This is a genomic window from Salipiger mangrovisoli (assembly GCF_015223355.1).
GTDB lineage: Bacteria > Pseudomonadota > Alphaproteobacteria > Rhodobacterales > Rhodobacteraceae > Salipiger > Salipiger mangrovisoli.
The window spans coordinates 221,086-239,451 of the sequence record NZ_JADFFK010000006.1 but is presented as its reverse complement, the minus strand read 5'-3'; the positions used below and the strand labels follow the sequence as shown (position 1 = coordinate 239,451).

The 18,366-nt window shown below is 67.4% G+C and carries 17 protein-coding genes; 2 read left to right on the top strand and 15 right to left on the bottom strand.

The genetic code is table 11. The features are described from left to right. Nucleotides 1-16: 16 nt before the first annotated feature. The 10 genes from IQ782_RS10230 to IQ782_RS10185 all read right to left on the bottom strand — a co-directional run bounded on the left by IQ782_RS10230 (nt 17) and on the right by IQ782_RS10185 (nt 11,023). Nucleotides 17-802 (bottom strand): carnitinyl-CoA dehydratase, encoded by a 786-nt coding sequence (locus IQ782_RS10230; RefSeq protein ID WP_194134530.1) that lies wholly within the window; start codon nt 800-802, stop codon nt 17-19. Then, nucleotides 799-2,853 carry an acetate--CoA ligase family protein gene (locus IQ782_RS10225; protein ID WP_194134529.1) on the bottom strand — a complete coding sequence of 685 codons (2,055 nt, stop codon included), beginning with the start codon at nt 2,851-2,853 and terminating at the stop codon, nt 799-801. The genes IQ782_RS10230 and IQ782_RS10225 overlap by 4 nt, the downstream gene beginning before the upstream one ends. Nucleotides 2,854-2,856: 3 nt before the next feature. Continuing rightward, nucleotides 2,857-4,017, bottom strand: a complete 1,161-nt coding sequence (locus IQ782_RS10220; RefSeq protein ID WP_092429037.1) for an acyl-CoA dehydrogenase family protein — start codon at nt 4,015-4,017, stop codon at nt 2,857-2,859. A gap of 80 nt (nt 4,018-4,097) precedes the next feature. Continuing rightward, entirely contained in the window at nt 4,098-4,910 is an 813-nt protein-coding gene (locus tag IQ782_RS10215; RefSeq protein ID WP_092429035.1) for an ABC transporter permease, read from the bottom strand. Further along, on the bottom strand, nt 4,907-5,716 hold the full coding sequence (locus tag IQ782_RS10210; RefSeq protein ID WP_194134528.1) for an ABC transporter permease: 810 nt from the start codon (nt 5,714-5,716) through the stop codon (nt 4,907-4,909). The genes IQ782_RS10215 and IQ782_RS10210 overlap by 4 nt, the downstream gene beginning before the upstream one ends. Nucleotides 5,717-5,771: 55 nt before the next feature. After that, the gene (locus IQ782_RS10205; protein WP_194134527.1) at nt 5,772-6,884 is read right to left on the bottom strand and encodes an ABC transporter substrate-binding protein; all 1,113 of its coding nucleotides are present in this window, start codon (nt 6,882-6,884) and stop codon (nt 5,772-5,774) included. A 113-nt stretch (nt 6,885-6,997) separates the two neighbouring features. Beyond that, nucleotides 6,998-7,966: an ABC transporter ATP-binding protein gene (locus tag IQ782_RS10200; RefSeq protein WP_240989210.1), complete on the bottom strand. Its 969-nt coding sequence runs from the start codon at nt 7,964-7,966 to the stop codon at nt 6,998-7,000. A gap of 166 nt (nt 7,967-8,132) precedes the next feature. Beyond that, nucleotides 8,133-9,014, bottom strand: a complete 882-nt coding sequence (locus IQ782_RS10195; RefSeq protein WP_240989226.1) for a LysR substrate-binding domain-containing protein — start codon at nt 9,012-9,014, stop codon at nt 8,133-8,135. A 135-nt stretch (nt 9,015-9,149) separates the two neighbouring features. Further along, nucleotides 9,150-9,896: a class II aldolase/adducin family protein gene (locus IQ782_RS10190; RefSeq protein WP_194134525.1), complete on the bottom strand. Its 747-nt coding sequence runs from the start codon at nt 9,894-9,896 to the stop codon at nt 9,150-9,152. After that, the gene (locus tag IQ782_RS10185; RefSeq protein ID WP_240989209.1) at nt 9,893-11,023 is read right to left on the bottom strand and encodes a TauD/TfdA family dioxygenase; all 1,131 of its coding nucleotides are present in this window, start codon (nt 11,021-11,023) and stop codon (nt 9,893-9,895) included. Before IQ782_RS10185 ends, IQ782_RS10190 begins: the two co-directional genes overlap by 4 nt. A gap of 126 nt (nt 11,024-11,149) precedes the next feature. Between IQ782_RS10185 and IQ782_RS10180 the strand changes: the two genes are divergently transcribed. Continuing rightward, the gene (locus IQ782_RS10180) at nt 11,150-12,091 is read left to right on the top strand and encodes a LysR substrate-binding domain-containing protein (RefSeq protein WP_194134523.1); all 942 of its coding nucleotides are present in this window, start codon (nt 11,150-11,152) and stop codon (nt 12,089-12,091) included. A 571-nt stretch (nt 12,092-12,662) separates the two neighbouring features. Beyond that, nucleotides 12,663-13,082, top strand: coding sequence for a type 2 periplasmic-binding domain-containing protein (locus IQ782_RS10175; RefSeq protein WP_194134522.1), 420 nt, complete (start codon nt 12,663-12,665; stop codon nt 13,080-13,082). Between the two features lie 131 nt (nt 13,083-13,213). Here IQ782_RS10175 and IQ782_RS10170 read toward each other — a convergent pair whose 3' ends face one another. From IQ782_RS10170 to hpaD, 5 genes are read right to left on the bottom strand one after another with little or no spacing between them, the layout of a single operon-like run. Continuing rightward, complete coding sequence (locus tag IQ782_RS10170) at nt 13,214-14,836, bottom strand: thiamine pyrophosphate-dependent enzyme (RefSeq protein ID WP_194134521.1); 1,623 nt, start codon at nt 14,834-14,836, stop codon at nt 13,214-13,216. 43 nt (nt 14,837-14,879) lie between these two features. Continuing rightward, a complete protein-coding gene (locus IQ782_RS10165) occupies nt 14,880-15,644 on the bottom strand; it encodes an aldolase/citrate lyase family protein (protein ID WP_194134520.1) in 765 nt (254 codons plus the stop codon). 8 nt (nt 15,645-15,652) lie between these two features. Further along, nucleotides 15,653-16,453, bottom strand: coding sequence for a 2-oxo-hept-4-ene-1,7-dioate hydratase (hpaH, locus tag IQ782_RS10160; protein ID WP_420832635.1), 801 nt, complete (start codon nt 16,451-16,453; stop codon nt 15,653-15,655). Next, nucleotides 16,447-17,328, bottom strand: a complete 882-nt coding sequence (locus IQ782_RS10155) for a fumarylacetoacetate hydrolase family protein (RefSeq protein ID WP_194134519.1) — start codon at nt 17,326-17,328, stop codon at nt 16,447-16,449. The genes hpaH and IQ782_RS10155 overlap by 7 nt, the downstream gene beginning before the upstream one ends. A 32-nt stretch (nt 17,329-17,360) precedes the next feature. Then, nucleotides 17,361-18,341: a 3,4-dihydroxyphenylacetate 2,3-dioxygenase gene (gene hpaD / locus IQ782_RS10150; RefSeq protein WP_194134518.1), complete on the bottom strand. Its 981-nt coding sequence runs from the start codon at nt 18,339-18,341 to the stop codon at nt 17,361-17,363. Nucleotides 18,342-18,366 lie beyond the last annotated feature (25 nt).

Sequence of the window (18,366 nt, the reverse complement as noted above, 5' to 3'; positions counted from 1 at the left end):
GTCTCCTGTCGTCTCCTTACCGGCCCTTCCAGACCGGGTCGCGTTTCTCGGCGAAGGCGCGGGCGCCTTCCTTCTGGTCCTCGGAGCGGTAGAGTCGCTCGACGGTCTCGAACTGGCTGCCGTTGATGCGGTTCAACGCGTCCTGGAACTTCATGTCTTCGGCCTCTCGAGCGATCTCCTTGATCGCGGCGAAGACCAGCGGCGGACCTGCGGCAAGCTCGTCCGCCATCTTGCGTGCCTCGGCCATCAGCTCGGCCGCCGGCACGATGCGGTTGACCAGCCCCCAGCGGTGCGCCTCTTCCACGTCGAACCAGCGGCCGGTGTAGAGCAGCTCCATGGCGATGTGATAGGGGATGCGCTTGGGCAGCTTAAGGGTCGCCGCGTCTGCCACGGTGCCGGACTTGATCTCCGGCAGCGCAAAGGAGGCGTGGTCGGCGGCGAGGATGATGTCGGCGCTGATCGCCAGTTCCAGCCCGCCACCGCACGCGATGCCGTTGACCGCCGCGATCACCGGCTTGTTCAGGCCGCGCAGCTCCTGCAGGCCGCCGAAGCCCCCCTTGCCGTAATCACCGTCGGCATCCTCGCCGCTGGCGGCAGCCTTGAGGTCCCAGCCGGGGCAGAAGAACTTCTCGCCCGCGCCGGTGAGGATCGCCACGCGCAGCTCGGGATCGTCCCGGAACTCGGTGAAGATCTCGCCCAGCTCGCGGCTGGTGGCCATGTCGATGGCATTGGCCTTGGGCCGGTTCAGCGTCACCTCGAGCACCGCGCCGCGGCGCTCGGTGAGCACGTTCGAAGAGGTCATTGGCTCTCTCCCATCCTGATGAGTGCATCCGCCGCCACCGCGCCCGAGGTGCGGCAGATCAGCGGGTTGATTTCAATTTCGTGGAGGTTGTCCGCGTGGCGGCTGACCAACTCCTGCAGCGCCATGATCGTGTCGAGCACGGCCTCCATGTCCGCCGCCGGGCGGCCCCGGTAACCGGTGAGCAGCGCGCCGGTGCGCAGCCCGGTGAGCGCGCTGCGCACGTCCTCGCGGCTGGCGGGGATCAGCAGCGAGGCGGTGTCGCGGATCAGCTCGGTGAGGATGCCGCCCAGCCCCAGCGTCAGCACGAAGCCATGCGCCGGATCGCGGGTCACGCCGATCAGCAGCTCGGCGACGGTGCCGGTGATCATCTCCTCGACGAGGAAGCTTTCGGCAGGCATGCCCGTCGCCGCCTCCATCACCGCCTCGCGGCAGTCGAGGTTCAACACCACTGCCCCGGCCTCGGTCTTGTGGGCGATGCCCTCGCCCTTCAGCACCACCGGAAAGCCGATGGCAAATGCGCAGGTTCCAGCGGTCTCGGCGCAGTCGGCGCGGTCGGATTTCGGCACGCGGATGCCTGCCGCCGAGAGCAGCGCCTTGGCCTCGGCCTCGGGGTAGATGCGGGTGGTACCATGACCGTTGAGCGGCATCAGAACCGGCGCGGGCGGGCGGTTGTCGCCCGTTGCCCGCGCGCCGACCTGCGCCGCGGCACGGATCGCGCGCAGCGCCTCGCCCATGCCGCAGAGCGGGGTGATGCCCAGCTCCAGTGCCCGCGCCGCGACTGGTTCGGGCAGCCCCTCGGCGAGCAGCGAGACCAGCGCCATCGGCGTGCCGGTGGCCTCGCGCGTTCTTGCTACAGCGCGCAGCACCTGATCGTAGTCGGGTGCGGTGAAACGGTCGTCGCGCGGGTAGTCGATCACCACGCAGCCGAGCCCCAGATCGGCGTCGCAGAGGCCGGTGAATGTGGCTTCCAGCGCCGCCTCGTCGCCCCAGATATAGGTGTTGTAGTCCAAGGGGTTGGCCAGTGCGACCTTGGGGCCAAGCGCGGCACGCAGGGCGGTCTTCTGCGCATCGTCCAGCGCCGGGAAGTCTACCCCCACCACCTCGCCCATGTCGGCCATCAGCGAGGCCTCGCCGCCCGAGCACGAAGCCGAGGCGATCCGGGCCGAGGCAAGCCCGCCGGTGACATGCAGCAGCTTCAGCGTCTCGACCAGCTCCGATGGCGTGTCCACCTGCGCCATGCCGAGCCGGCGCAGCAGCGCCCGCGCCCCGGCGTCGCTGCCGGTGAGCGAGGCGGTGTGCGAAACCGCCGCCTCCTGCGCCTGCTGCGACGAGCCGACCTTCAGCGCGACGATGGGCTTGCCCAGTTCCTGCGCGCGGCGGGCCAGCCCCTCGAAAGCGGGCAAATCGCTGATGCCCTCGATGTGCAGCCCCAGCGCGGTGATGCGCGGGTCTTCCAGCAGCGCGATGCCGAGATCGGCCATGGAGGTCTGCGCCTGGTTGCCCGCCGCCACGACCGCGGCCAGCGGCAGGCCCCGGCGCTGCATGGTGAGGTTGATCAGCACGTTGGACGACTGGCCAATGACGGCGACGCCGCTATCCACCGGCGACATGCCGTGCCGGTCAGGCCAGAGCGCCACGCCGTCGAGCGCGTTGACGATGCCGTAGCAGTTGGGCCCGAGGATGCGCATCTGCCCTGCGGCAGCGACCAGCTGCGCCTGCAGCGCGTCGCCGTCGGCCAGCTCGGATACCGCCTCGCTGAAGCCGGCAGCAAAGCAGACCGCGCCACCACAGCCCATGGCCGAGAGCTCTCCGGCGATCTGCACCGAAAGCTCGCGGTTGACCCCGATGAAGGCGGCATCCGGCACGCCCGGCAGCGACGCGAGGTCCGGGTAGGCATGCAGGCCGCCGACCTCGGATTTCTTGGGGTGCACCGGCCAGATCGGCCCGGCGAAGCCGGTGTCGCGGCACTGGCGCACCACGCTCTCGCACCAGGTGCCGCCGCCGATCACGGCGATCGCACCGGGCGAGAAGAAGCGGCTGAGCGGTTCCATGGGTCAGGCTCCCAGCGGCCGGAAGATTTCCCGGCTGATGATGTGACGCTGGATCTCGGAGGTGCCGTCCCAGATCCGTTCGACGCGGGCATCCCGCCAGAAGCGTTCGATCGGCAGCTCGTCCATCAGTCCCATGCCGCCGTGGATCTGCAGCGCGGCGTCGGTGACGCGGGCCAGCATTTCAGAGGCATAGACCTTGGCCGAGGCGATCTCGCGGTTTGCTGGCAGGCCCTGATCGAGGCGCCATGCGGAGGAGAGCGTCAGCATGTCTGCGGCATCAATCTCGGTGATCATGTCGGCGATCTGGAAGCTGACGCCCTGGAACTTGCCGATCGGCTGGCCGAACTGCTTGCGTTCGGCGGCGTATTGCACGGCGTGGTCGAACACCCGGCGGGCGCGGCCCACCGACATGGTCGCCACGGTGATGCGCGTGGCGTAGAGCCATTCGTTCATCACCTCGAAGCCGCCGTCGACCTCGCCCAGCACCTGCGCGTCGGGCAGGCGGCAGTTGTCGAAGTAGAGGATGCAGTTCTTGTAGCCGCGGTGCGAGACCGAGTTGTAGCCGTTCGCCACCTCGAAGCCGGGGGTGTCGCGGTCGACGAGGAAGCAGGTGATGCGCTTCTTGGGGCCGCGCGGGGTCTCGTCGACGCCGGTGGCGACAAAGACGATGAAGAAGTCCGCGTGATCGGCGCCGGAGATGAAGTGCTTGGAGCCATTGATCACCCAGTCACCGCCATCACGGGTGGCGGTACATTTCATGCCCCGCACGTCCGAGCCTGCGTCGGGCTCGGTCATCGCCAGCGCGTCCATGCGCTCGCCGCGCACGGCGGGCATCAGGTAGCGGTCCACCTGCTCGCCCTCGCAGGCCATCAGGATGTTCTGCGGGCGGCCGAAGAAGTGGGTCAGCGCCATCGAGCCGCGGCCCAGCTCGCGCTCGACCAGAGCGAATTCCAGATGTGACAGGCCCGGTCCGCCGACGCTCTCGGGGAAGTTGGAAGCGTAGAAGCCGAGATCGAGGCACTTCTGCTTGATCTCCTGCGCCACCTCGGCGGGCACCTCGCCGCTGCGCTCGACCGCCGCCTCGTGCGGGTAGATTTCGTTCTCGACGAAGCTCCGGACGGTGGAGACGATCATCTCCTGTTCTTCGGTCAGTCCAAAATGCATGTCGGACCCTCTTGTTCTGTCGTTGGGTTGGTCTGGGGTTTTGCGGGGTCTTCCGCGCCGTCGGGGCGCGAAAGGCAGGATCAGCGGGCGGCGCGTTCCTTGCGCATCAGCAGCAGGGCACGGGCGATCACCAACAGGCTCACCACGAGGATCAGCAGCACCGAGAGTGCGGCAATCGAGGGGTCGACGTTGTCGCGCAGGCCCATCCACATGCGGCGCGGCAGGGTGATGGTCTCGACCGAGGTGACGAAGAGCGTTACGCCGATCTCGTCCCAGCTGAGCAGGAAGCACAGGAAGAACGCGCCCAGGAGGCCGAAGCGGATGTTGGGCAGGATCACCCCGAAGATGCGGGTCGGAACACTCGCGCCCATGGATTGCGCGGCCAGATCCATGCGCCGGTCGATCTGGCTCAGCGAGACCATGACCACGACCACGGCGTAGGGCACGATCATCACCATGTGGGCGAGGATCACGCCGCCAAGGCTGTCGTAGGCGATCAGGCTGTTCCACTCCGACAGCTTCTTGAGGAAGAAGTAGAGCGTCAGCGACGAGACCACGGGCGGTGCCACCATGGGCAGCAGCACGAAGCCGGTCATCAGCCCGGAGAAGCGCGGGCGCAGCATCCAGATGCCGATACAGAAGGCGGTGGCCAGCGCGACGGCCAGCAGGCTGGCGATCACGCCAACCTGCACCGAGGTCAGGAAACTGCTCAACCACTCGGGGTCTTCCCAGAGCGCCTGGTAGTGGCGCAGCGAGTATTTCCCGTCGGGCAGGCTGAGATAGCGGCGCGAGGTGAAGCTCACCGGCACCACCGCGATCAGCGGCATCAGCAGGAAGAGCGCGACCAGCGCGGTCAGCAGCGTGGCGAGCCGGCCGGGGTGCAGCTTTGTCATTTCGCCATCTCCCCGTAGCGGCGCATGAGCAGCACCAGGATGCCGCCCACCGCGAGCATCAGGATCACGCTCATCGCGGCGGCCATGCCCCATTGCGGGATCTGGAAGATCCAGAGGTAGATCAGCTCGGCGATCAGCACCGACTGCCCGCCGCCCAGCAGCGCGGGAGTGACGAAGAAGCCGACCGAGAAGACGAAGACCAGCAGGGTCGCGCCGATGATGCCGCTGGCGGTCATCGGCAGGAACACCTGCCAGAAGATGCGCAGGCGAGAGGCGCCCATGCCGTCTGCGGCGGTCAGCACGCGTTCGTCGACGTTGCGCATGGCGGTGGCCAGCGGGAAGACCGCGAAGGGAATGAGGTAGTGTGACATGCCGATGATCACGGCGAACTCGTTGCGCGTCAGCTGCAGCGAGGTCTCGATCAGTCCGAGGTCCTTGAGCCAGGTGTTCAGCAGGCCGCGGTTCGACAGCATCGACATCCAGCCGAAGGCACGGCTGAGGACGGAGATCCAGAAGGGGATCATGATGCACAGCTCGGTCAGGCTGCGCACCAGCGGGCGACCTCGGACCCAAAGAAGGGTGATGATGTAGGCGGCGGCGACCGAGACGGCGGTGACGATCACGCAGATCCGCAGCGTGCGCCAGATCACGCTGAGCGTCAGCGGGTCCGACAGCACGTGGCTGTATTGGCCGAGCCCCGGCTCGGGGTCGGTGAAGCTGAGCTGCATGATCCCGAGGAAGGGCAGCAGGTAGCTGCCTCCGAGGAACAGCAGAACGGGGCATATCAGGAAGAGATAGGCGCGCATGGAGGCTCCTTGGCGCCGCCCCGCGACAGGGCACGGGGCGGCGGGGATGACGGGATCAGGCGGAGATGATCTGCAGGTAGGCGTCGAGCGCCGCGCTGTAGTTCTTCTCGTACCAGTCCATGTCGAGCGCGGTCTGCTTGGGCAGGTTCTCGGGATCCATCGGGTTGAACATGCGCTCCTCCTCGGGGATCAGCGCGTCTGCCGCCGGGTTGCTCGGACCGTTGCCGAGCATCTGGAACAGCACCACCTGGCGCTCGGGCTCCTGCGTCGCCGCGATGTAGCGCATCGCCGCCTCGGTGCCGCCGGGGTTGCCCTTGACCACGGCGATGCCGCCCGGCCCGATGATGCCGTCATCCCAGGTGAAGGTGATCTCGCCCTCGGTGTCCTTGTGCAGCAGGCTCGCCCGGGTGTTCCAGATCAGCGCCATCGACACGTCGCCGTTGAGCAGCAGCGACTGGCTCTCCGCGCCGCCGCCCCAGAAGGCACCGATGTGCTCCTTGAAGCCCTCGATCTTCTTGTGCGCGCGGTCGAGATCCAGCGGGTAGAGGTCCTCGGGCGCCACGCCATCGGCGAGCAGCGCCGCCTCCCACATGCCCGCGCCCCATTTGTACATGGCGCGCTTGCCGGGGAACTTCTCGGCGTCGAAGAAATCGGCCAGCGAGGTCGGCGGCGTGTCGAACTGCGTGGCGTCATAGGCGATGACGTAGGAGTAGAAGTAGCAGGAGGACGAGTACTCCCACTGGAAGCCCTCACGCTGCTTGGCCGGATCGACGATGTCGTAATCGATGGGTTCGATCATGCCCTGACGGCCGAGCGCCTGCGCCGAGAAGGGCTCGGCATCGACGAGGTCCCAGGTCGGGTTGCCGCCCTTGGCCTGCGCGATGATCGCGCCCTCGGTCGGGCCGGAGCCGTCGTAGAGCACCTTGATGCCGGTCTCGGCCGTGAAGGGCTTGCCGAAGGCTTCGTCCATGGCGTCGAGCGCATCGCCGCCCCAGTTGACGAAAACCAGCTTGCCGGTCTCGGCATGCGCGCTGCGCGCGCCGAGGCCGATGGCCGTGGTGCCCATCAGCGCTCCGAGACCCTGCAGCATCTGCCGGCGCGAGATCTGCCCCCTCGCCTGACGTTCCTTGAGGATTTCGACGCAATCGTTCTGGAAATGGCTGTTCATGTACTCACCTGTCGTTTCGTTTCTTGATTGGAAGAGAGTGTCGGGGGACAAATCTGCCCCGGCCCGGTGCGCGCGGCGCGCCGGATCACAAGGCGAGGCAGGGTGGGAGGGCGTCAGACGGCGAAGCTGTCCTGCACGTCCCAGGCGACGCGGAGCTCGGCTCCGGTCTGCGGTGCGGCGGGGCCGGCACCGTTGTCGAGGTAGAGCATCAGCTCCTCGCCGGCCTGCGTTTCCAGCAGCAGGCGGGACTTCGAGCCGAGGTAGACCCGGTCGCGCAGCCGAACCGGCAGCTGGTTGGCGTCGCCCTCGGCGGCGAGCCGCATATGCTCCGGGCGGACGGCGAGGTGGCCAAGCCCCGCGGCATTGCCCGGCAGCTTGATCGGGGTTCCGGCGACGCCGGATGTGCCGTCGAGGGACAGGATATTGATGTCGCCGAGGAACTCGGCGGTGAAACGGTTGGCGGGACGCTCGTAGACATCATCCGGGGTACCGACCTGCTGCAGCTCGCCGTGGTTGAAGATGGCGATGCGCGACGACAGCGCCAGCGCCTCTTCCTGGTCATGGGTGACAAAGACGAAAGTGGTGCCGAGCTCGCGGTGCAGGCGGCGCAGCTCCTCCTGCATCTGGCCACGCAGGTTCTTGTCGAGCGCCGAGAAAGGCTCGTCGAGCAGCAGCACCTTGGGCTCATAGGCCAGCGCCCGGGCCAGCGCCACGCGCTGCTGCTGGCCGCCCGAGAGCGCTTTCGGCTTCTTGTTCTCATGTCCGGAAAGGCCGACCATCTCGACCATCTGCGCCACCCGATCGGCGATCTGCGCCTTGGAGCGTTTCTGCACCTTCAGCGGGAAGGCGATGTTCTCCGCCACCGTCAGGTGCGGGAAGAGCGCGTAGCCCTGGAAAACCATGCCGAAGCCGCGCTGGTTCGCGGTCCATCCCGTCATGTCCTGCCCTTCGAGAAACAGCTGTCCCGAGGTGGTGTTTTCATACCCTCCGAGCAGCGTCAGGAAGGTGGTCTTGCCCGAGCCCGAAGGCCCCAGCAACGAGAGGAATTCGCCTTCGGCGATTTCCAGGGAAATGTCGCGCAAGGCGTGGAATTTCCCAAACTTTTTTCCGACCGAACGTGCTTCGATCTGCGTTGTGTTCGCCACAATCGCCTCGCTTTTCATTCCTGTCCGTTATGCGACAAACCTAGGGAAGCGCGAACGTGGACCGCAAATGAAACTTGTTGAGGAGCGCGACAAACGAAATTTGTCACGCGTTGCGTTTGCGGCGAAACCTGCTCAATTCCAGTCGTCTTTTCAGCCAGTTAGAAAATTCAACCACGATCTGGTTCTCGAGGTTTTCTTCGGGCGTGCAAAGAAAATACCCCGTGTCCGCGTGCAGGGATGGTGCAAAAGGACGCATCAACCGGCCTTCGCGCAGCTCCTCGCGCCACAGGACCGTATCGCCGATCGCGATTCCCTGACCTGACAGAACCGCGGTGTGAACGATGTTCATGTCCGAATAGCAGATACCCCGGTGGGCATTTTCCGGCGGCAGACCGGACAGCTGCATCCAGTTTTCCCAATCGGTGAAGTCGTTCATGTGCAGCAAGGTCGCGGCCTTGAGGATCCCCAGATCGTTGAAGCTCTTGAACTGGCTCAGGTAGGCGGGGCTGCAGAGCGGGGTGAATTCGACCGACATCAGTGGCTCGATCAGCAGGTGCGCGCGCGGCTCCTGCCCGAAGGTGATGAAGATGTCGACCTCGGGGTTGTTGGTGTCCGCGAGGTTGTGGGTGCTGATCACGTTCAGCACCACTTCGGGGTTCTCGGCGAGGAAATCGCCGATGTGCAGGCACAGCCAGGCCGAGGCGAAGCCCGGCGGCGCGCTCACCGTCAGCCGCCCGGTCAGCCCGTGCTGCGCGACGCGGGCGGTCGACGATGCGATCATGCTCAGGGCGCGGCGCACGTCCTCGGCATAAGCGCGGGCGCGCGGGGTGATTTCGGTACGGTTGCCGTTGCGTTCGAGAATCTTGAAGCCGAGATCGCTTTCCAGCAGGCGCAGCTGGTGGCTCACCGCGCTGCGGGTGACGTTCAGCTCCGCCGCCGCCCTCCAGAGCGCGCCGTTGCGCTCGACGCTTTCGATGGCGCGCAGCGCCTGAATGGAAGGGAAACGTTTGATGGCGGGCCTCGTTTGCTGGAATGGCTGCCGCTGAATAGCGCAGCCCGCGCCGGCGGGCGAGACCTGCGCCGTACGGGGCCGCGCATCGCGGCCCCGTACGGGAGTGGATCAGAGCGCGGGCAGTTGCGCCTTCAGGAAGTCGAAGTGCCGGGCCGCCATGCCACGATAGGCGCGCCAGCCGTCGGCAGTGTTCTGCGCCACCGCGTCCGACAGCACCGAGAGCTTTTCGCCGCTGGAGCGCGCGAGGATCAGCGTCTGTGCGGCCTTCTCGAAGAAGTAGAGGTCCTCGTAGGCGTCGGCCACGGTCTCGCCGACCACGGTGATCCCGTGGTTGCCCATCACCAGCACCGACTTGTCGCCCAGCGAGTCCGCCAGCCGCTCGCCCTCTTCCTCGGCATCGGCGATGCCGCCGAAATCGAGGTCATAGGCGGTGCGCCCGTAGAAGCGCGCGGTGTTGTTGTCGATCGGCACGACCGTGGGATCGGCAAGGCAGGAAAGCGCCGTGGCATAGGGCGAATGGCAATGCAGGATCACCTTCGCCTCGGGCTTCCTGCGGTGCAGCGTGCCATGCACGCACCAGGCCGAGGCATCGGGCGCATCGGGGCCGTCCAGCACCGTCTCGTCACCGCTGTCGAGCAGCAGCAGGTCCTCGGGCCGGATCGTCGCAAAGTGCTGCCAGCGCGGGTTGAGCAGGAGGCGGGCACCATCCTCTGAGACAGCGGCACTGAAGTGGTTGCCGACGGACTCGCTCCAGCCCATCTGGTGGCAAATGCGGAACGCCGCCGCGAGATCCTGCCGCAGCGCGGCAGGATCGGTCGCGGTCTCCGGCAGGCTGTGCAGGGATGCGGCGCTCATTTCTTGAAGCGCCCCTCGCTGACCAGCGCGCGGTAGGTCGAGCGCACCTCGGCCCGGTCGGTGTAGCAGCCGCGCAGGTAGCGATCGCCGCTTTCGGCCGTGTAGGCGGCGCGGCCATGCACGATGCGGTGATTGTCGAAGACCATGCATTCACCGGCCTTCATTAGGAAGGTCATCATGTATTTCTCTTCCTGCAGCATCTTCCCGAAGCGGCAGAAGGCCGGGTACCAGCTGTCCAGCAGCTCCTGCTCCAGATCGGAGATGTCCAGCATGTGCTGGCTGATGGTCAGGCCGGACACCTCGCCATGCCGGTCCAGCTCGATGATCGTCTGGCGCGAGCGCATGTCGTAGGTGTCATGCTCGCAGAAGAACGGCACGGGCACCTCCGAGAGCACCTTGAACCCCTCGGGATCGCGGAGCCGGAAATCGTTGGCCACGGCCACGCCATCGGCATAGAGGCTGTAGCCTCCCTCGACGGTGTTGGCCCGGCAATGCAGGAACTGGACGCCCGGCGCGTGTTCCTCGGCGGGGGTGTCGGTATGCAGCTCCAGCGCCGAGGCGGTATAGGCGGTGTTGGTCGGGTTGATGTGGGTCTTCACGTCGAAGTAGTCGCCGAAGAAGGTCGGGCGGACCTGACCGATCATCTCTGCGGTTTCGGTGATGCCCGCATCGCTGTTCGGCATGTCGGTGAGGATCACGAAGCCTTCGACCAGCAGCGCCTCGATCCATTTTGCCCGCAGCGCAGGGTCGGCCAGCAGCTCGGGTTGGCTGAAGCGCGGCACGTCGGGGTAGTGGTCGCCATACCATGCCTTGCGCGGCAGGTCCGCCGGGTCGGGGCGGCGCGCAGGGGTCTTGTAGGCCTCGAGCCAGTCCAGCGGGAAGCGGGTGACGTGATCCTCGTCCGCCCAGGTGATCTTCAGCGCATCGCCGACGACCTCCGCGGTCTGCGCGCGGGGGGCGGTGTCGAGGTGGAAGATGTCGAAGCTGCGCTCGCGCGTGTCGGCGTTGAACGAGCTGGGGCAATTGTCGCGGAGCCAGAAGTAATTGAAGTAATGGCTGGCGCCGTCCGAGAGGGCAAGCTCGAGCCCCTTGTCCTTCAGGACCGGGGCGGCAATCGGAGGTGTCATCACGTTCATCATATTTTCCAGTGTGTTGAGCGTGTGTTTCGGGAGTTTCCGAAACAAGCATCCCATGGGTTTTCTTTCCGCGACAGCCGGATTAGCGTGATGATAACTTAAGCCCAGGGTTATGAAATGGATCGCCTGCCGCCGCTTCGCCTGCTGACCACCTTCGAGGCCGTCTCGCGCCATGGCTCGATGCAGCTTGCCGCCGCGCGGCTCAACGTGACCCAACCGGCGGTCAGCCAGGCACTGAAGTCGCTGGAGGAGCACGTGGGCGCGCCACTGGTCGACCGGGCCACGCGCCCGGCGCAGCTGACCGAGGCGGGGGAACTGCTGGCGCGGGCGGTGCGCGACGGGCTCGGACAGATCGCCGCCGCGCTCGAGGACATCCGCGCGCTCAGCGGGCAAGAGGGCAACCAGGTGACCGTTTCCTGCACGCTCGGTATGGCGACCTACTGGCTGATGCCCAGCCTGCCGGAGTTCTACGCCCGTCATCCCGAGATCACGGTGAACGTGCAGGCCCCGGCGACGGACCTGCCCCATCTCGCGCCGGGCATCGACATTGCCGTGCGCTACGGCACCGGCGGCTGGCGCGAGGGGCGCACGCTGAAGCTCTTCGACGAGCGGGTCTGCCCGGTGGCGGCCCCGGCGCTGCTCGAACGGCTGGAGGCCGAAGGCATCGGCCTCGACAGCGCGCCGCTGATTCATGTGCGCAGCCCGCACAACCAGCATTGGGCAGGCTGGGAGGATTACCTGCGCACCCGCGGCATCGCGCGCGGGCGGCTCTCGGGGCAGACCTTCAACAACTACGTGCAGGCAGCGCAGGCGGTGCTCGACGGTCGCGGTGTGATGCTGGGCTGGCGCTCGATCGCCAGCGGCGCGGTGCGCGAGGGCGCGCTGCGGATGTGGCCCGGTGGCGAGGTGGACCTCGGCACGTCCTATTTTGTCACCGCCGCCACGCCGATGTCGCAGAGCGCGCAGGTGTTCCTTGGGTGGATCCAGAGTGCAGGCACTGCGGCCGAAGAAAATTTCCAGAATCAGCGCTTGTCTGATCCGCGAGACCAGTCGCGCTGACGACGGACGAGGCGGATCGGGCCAAATATTGCTATTTCTAGACCCTAGGCATTCCACTCACCGTCTTAGCGTATGGAGGCTACGGCGGTCGCTGGCCACAGGGGCTGGGCAGCGTTGCAAACTGGCAATGGGTCGCGGGTCGGTACCGCCATTCGGATGCCCGGCATAGAGGAACTTCCACAACTCGCCAAACTGGAGGCGAGCTGCGCCACCAGCCTATTCACAGGCGATCCGAGAGGAATGACCCCGACTGCAGCGGGAGAACTGCTCTACCGCCACGCCCTTCCGCTGCTCAAGGGGCTGCTCGCGACGGAAGATAGCTTGCGCCCTGCGGTGGGTGATATGTCGGGGAATTTCGCCATCGGGCTGGCCTATTCCGTGGTCAAGCTGATCGGGGAGGAGTTCCTTCGGACCGTGCTGGAAGACCACCCGGAGATCAACCTCGCGCTGACCGAAAGCGTCCCGAGCAGCACGTTGGCGCACACGCTGCAGAACAAGATCGACGTGGCGATGACTTTCACCCCCAAACCGATCCGAGCTCGTCATCCGACCAGTGCTGCGCGAGCAGTTGGTGCTGATCGGCCTTGCCGACATCATTGGCCCTCCCGGAGAACTCATCGAGATCGAGAAAATCCGCAAAGCCGCCGATCATGTACCGCCAGTTCGCCGCGGCGACCCTCGACGGCCATTGCAGCGAGAGATCAACGAGCGGGCCCGCTTCGTCCGGGCCATAAGCAACGCCCTGAAGTACGGCTCTGGCGCATTCATCGGCGGCAAGCTCTACAGCCGCGAAATGCTGGAACGCGGCGAGGTCGCGATGCGGCCGATTGCCGGACCGCCGATCACGCGCACCCTGTCGAGTGTCCATCTCTCGGGCAGGCCCGCAACCTTCGTGGGCGAGCTGATCCGCGACCTGTTGATCCGGTTCGTCTGCGACGTGGTGCAGAGCGGGGCGCGGGATGCAGAAATAATCGACACCACACAGACCTGATGCCGCTTGCCGACCTTGTCGATCCGCGCCCGGCGCCCACTGGGACAGGCAGTTCCGAACTCGCGGACCGACGCGAGCAAATCCGTGGACGGCCCGCCCCCCGCTGCGCCGGTCGGGTCCTCGGCGTAAGCTCAGGACAGCGGCGCCGGATGGATGAACGGCCAGGGCGAGGCGTCGGAGCCGCGTTGCACGGGCACCTCGATGACCACGGGCGCATCGAGGGCGAGCGCGTCGGCAAGGACCGCGCGCAGCTCGCCCGGGCTCTCTGCCCGGTAGCCCTGCACGCCGAAGGAGCGCGCCAGCGCCACGAAATCCGGGTTCTCGAGATCCGCGCCCAGCAGGCGGTTGCCGTAGCTGGTCTGCTGGTCGCGCCGGACGTTGCCGTAGGCGCCGTTGTTGAACACGATGGCGACCACGGCGATGTTGAACTGCTTGGCGGTTGCCAGCTCCTGCACGCCGAACATGAAGCCGCCGTCCCCGGAAACCGAGACGACCTTCTTCTCAGGGTTGCCGACCTTCACCCCGAGCGCGGTGTTGAAGCCGAAGCCGAGGTTGTCCTGATAGCCGCAGGTCACGTACTGGCGCGGTGCGTAGACGGGAAAGCACATGCGGGCGGTGAAGCCGACCTGGCTCACCTCCTCGACGAAGAACCCGTCGCGCGGCAGCACCTCGCGGATCACCCGCAGGTAGCCCTCCTGCGGCTGGACCGTGGCGAGCGCGGCCTCGGCCTCGGCGCGCAGCTGGCCAAGCTCCGCCTCGCGCGAGGGCCGCGCGGCATCGCCCGCAAGCGCCGCGTTCAGCGCATCGAGCCCCTGCGCCGCGTCGGCGACAAGTCCGCAGTCGGGCTTCAACCGCACCATCTCGGTCGGGTCGATGTCGAGCCGCAGCACCTTCAGCCCCTTCGGCATCCAGCGCCAGCGGAAGTATTGCAGCTCGAGCCGCGACCCGATGCCGATCAGCAGGTCGCACTCCTGCCAGTAGCGCCAGGCGGCGGGCGGCAGCAGGGAAAGCGCGTCATCCTCGGGCAGGACGCCCTTGCCGGAACGGTGCGCGGTGACCGGCGCCTGCAAGTGTCGGGCCAGCGCCCCTACCTGCGGCCCGGCCCCGAGCGCGCCCGAGCCGACCATGATGAGCGGGCGTTTCGCGGCGCGGATCAGCTCGGCGGCGCGGCGCACCGCCTCGGGGTCCGGCAGGGGCGGCGCAAGCGGCGCGGTGGCGACGGGCTCGGGCACCTCGGCGGACATGCCGAACACGTCCCAGGGCGCCTCGATCCCCACCGGGCGCTGGCGTCCCGAGAGCATCTGGCAGAAGGCCTCGGCCATCTTGTCCCCGGCTTCGGTGGGATGGTCGATGCGCCCGGCCCACTTGGTCAGGCCGCGCAGCGTCGCAAGGTGGTCGGGCAGTTCATGCAGCTGGCCCCGGCCCTGCCCGATCAGGTGCGACATGATGTTTCCGGTGACGCAGATCACCGGCGCGTTGCTGCCGTAAGCGGTGCAGAGCGCCGCGCCGGAGTTGAGCAGCCCCGGCCCCGGCACCACGGTATAGGCCCCGACGCGGCCGGTGGACTTGGCGTAGCCATAGGCCATGTATCCCGCGCCCTGCTCGTGCCGGGTGTGGATGAAGCGCACCCCCTCCTCGCGGGCGAGCGCGTCGTTGAAGTCGTACATGTGCGCCCCGGGAATGCCGAAGACGGTATCCACGCCGTTGGCGCTCAGGGACTTGGCGATCACCTCGCCGGTGGTCAGTCGTGTCATTGCGGCCCTCCTCCAGGCGCGATGTGCGGGTGCGGATGGCGGATCAGCCGCGGAACTGGCCGAGCAGCGACCGCAGCCCCGCGCTCAGCACGCCGACGTCGCTGCCGACGGCGAGGAAATCGACCCCGTCCTCGAGATAGCCCTTCGCCAGGCGCTGGTCCGAGGTGAGGATGCCCGCCGCCCTGCCCGCCGCGCGGATCCGGGCGAGCGCATCGCGCACCGCCTGCTGCACCTCGGGCGCGCCGGGGCGACCGAGATGGCCCATGTCGGCGGCAAGGTCGGCGGGACCGACGAAGACCCCGTCGACGCCCGGCACCGCGAGGATCTCGTCGAGCGCGGCGAGCCCGGCCCGGCTTTCCACCTGCAGCAGCAGGCACACCTGCTCGTTCGCCGCCTCGAGATAGCCCGGGACATGGCCGTAGGCCGAGGCGCGCGCGAGGGCCGCGCCGATGCCGCGCACCCCCTCGGGCGGGTAGAGCACCGAGCGCACCGCCTCGCGTGCCTGCGCCGCGCTCTCGATCATCGGGATGAGGATGGTCTGCGCGCCGAGGTCCAGCATCTGCTTGATCCCGGCGCGGTTGTCGTCGCGCACCCGCACCACGGGATGGGTGGTCGAGCCCACCGCCCGCAGCTGCGCCAGCACGTCGCGCAGCCCGTTCGGCCCGTGCTCGCCGTCGATCACCAGCCAGTCGAACCCGGCATGCGCGCAGAGCTCGGCCGCCGAGGCGTCGCCGAGCGCCATCCAGAGCCCGATCTGGGTCTCGCCCGAGCTCAGGCGACGCTTGAAATGGTTTTCCGTGATGTCCATGGCACTCTCTATTCGAAGGACAGCGAGACCGCGCCGAAGCTGCCGAAGTCCGCGTGGATTTCCGTTCCTGGCGGGCATTCCACCGGGCCGATGAACGAGCCCGAGAGAACCACCTGCCCCGCCTCGATCCGCTGGCCGTATTGGCCCATGCGCCGCGCCAGCCAGACGAGGCTGGTCACCGGATCGTTCAGCACCGCCGCGCCGAGCCCGGTCGCCACCACCTCGGCGTCGCGGGTCACGATGGCACCGACCCAGCGCAGATCAAGGCTTTCGGGCGCGTGACGCTCGGCGCCCAGCACGATCCCGGCATTGGCAGCATTGTCGGCCACCGTGTCGAAGATCCGCCGCGACTGCCCGGTCGCGGGGTCGCTGCGCAGGATGCGGGTGTCGAGGATCTCGAGCGCCGGGGCCACCGCCCCGGTCGCCGCCAGAACCTGCTCGCGCGTCGCGTCCCCCGACAGCGGCGCCTTCATGATGAAGGCGATCTCCGCCTCGATGCGCGGCTGGATGAACCTGCCCGCCGGGACGACGCCGCCGTTCTGGAAGTCCATGTCGTCGTAGAGGATGCCGGAATCGGGCGTGTCGATCCCCAGCGCCGCCTGCATCGCCTTCGAGGTGAGGCCGATCTTCCAGCCGAGCACGCGCCGGCCCTCGGCCAGCTTGCGCGCGATCTGCGCGGTCTGGATGGCATAGGCGTCATCGAGCGTGATGCCCGGGTGGCGCAGCGACAGAAGGCCGATCTGCCGCCGCGCGCGCTCGGCCTCCAGCAGGTCAGCCGCGGCGCGCTCGATCTCCTCCGCGCTCAGCATGGCTCGTCCGCCACGGTGTTGCGCAGGATGCCGATGCCCTCGGCCTCGACCTCGATGACGTCGCCGGGCACCAGCCAGCGCGGCGGATCGAAGCGCGCGCCCGCGCCGGTGGGCGTGCCGCAGACGAGGATGTCTCCCGGCACCAGCGTGCAGAAGGTCGAAACGTAGCGGATGATCTCGCGGAAATCGAAGATCATCCGGCCGGTGCGGTCGCTCTGCCGCACCTCGCCGTTGACCCGCGTCTCGAGCGCGATGTCATCGAGCTGCCCCGCCTCGCGGAAGGGAACGAGCCAGGGGCCGATGGAGCCCGAGCCGTCCCAGTTCTTTCCTTGCGTCACGTTGAACTTGGCGTGGCGCACCCAGTCGCGGATCGTGCCCTCGTTGCAGAGGGTGATCGCGGCGATATGCCCGTAGGCCTCCTCGCGCGGGATCCGTCGGCCCGCCTTGCCGATGACGATGGCGATCTCGCCCTCGTAGTCGAGCTGCGGGCTTTCCGGCGGGCGCAGCAGCGCGCGCCCGTGCCCGGTGAAGCTGCGCGGGAAGCGGATGAAGAGCGAGGGGTGCGGCGGTGCCTCCTGCCCGTCCTTGTACTCGGCGTTGCGGTCGGGGAAGTTCACGCCGACGCAGATCAGCTTCTCGGGATTGGCGAGGGGGATCAGGAACTCGACCTCCTCGGTCTTGTGGGTGGCGCGGCAGCCCGCACCGGCGGCGATCACCGTTTCCAGAGCGCCCGCCTCGATCACCTGTTTGAGCCCGCGGAACCGGCCCTCGAACTGCGGCGTCAGATCGACGATGCCCTCTTCGGTGACAAGGCCAAAGCGGTCGGCGCCCTGTGCGCGGAAGGCCGCGATGCGGGCCGGAATGGAACGTGTCATCTCTAGCTCCTGTCTTTCACGGACCCGCGCGCCTAGGGCGCGACGATCGGCGTCGCCTTGAGCGCGGCCTCGACCGGGGTCACCCCCGCGAAGACCGAGCCGTTCTCGAACCAGCTGCGCGGCGCAGGCGCGCCCCAGAGCGTCTGGCGCTGCGGGTCCTTGAGATCCCAGCGGATCGCCTCGAGATCGGGATCGACCGTCTGGTAGTCCGAGCAGTAGATCTCGATCCGGTGCCCGTCGGGGTCGAGCACGTAAAGGAAGAAGGCGTTCGAGATGCCGTGCCGCCCCGGCCCGCGCTCGATGTTGCCGACGTAGCCGGTGGTGGCCATCAGGTCGCACAGGTCGATGATGTTGAGCGGCGTCGGCACCCAGAAGGCGGTGTGATGCAGCCGCGGCCCGAGCCCGTTGGTGAAGGCCAGGTCATGCACCCCGCCCTTGCGATGCGTCCAGGCGGCCCAGAGTTTGCCGGTCTCCTCATCCTCTGTGTATTCGGTCACCCGGAAGCCGATGGCGTTGTAGAAGGCCACGGCCCGGTCGACGTCGGGCGAGAAGCAGTTGAAATGGTCGATCCGCAGGGGTTTGACCCCCTTGTAGAGCGCGTATTTCTGGTGGATCGGCGGCAGGCGGTCCATGCGGAAGTAGAACTCGATCGGCATGCCGAAGCAGTCCTGCGTCGCCAGCGTCCGGCCCTGGTAAGGCCGCTCGACCCAGGCGACCGGATGGCCCTCGGCGGCGAACCAGTCATGCGCCTTGTCGAGCTCGGCCTCGTCGAAGACCTTGAAAGATAGCCCGCGCACGTCGGCGGTGTCCGAGCGCCGCAGCACGAGGCAGTGATGCCCGCGCTCCTCCATGGCGCGAAGGTAGACGGTCTCGTCGTCCTCGTCGGTGACCTGCAGGCCGAGCGTGTCGACGTAGAAGGCCTTCGAGGCGGCGAGGTCACGCACGCCGAAGGCGACGTGGCTCAGCCGGATGATGTTGAACGGCGGAAATAGATTGGGCGCCGGAATGGGCATGGTGTCTCCTCCCTCGAACGTCGGT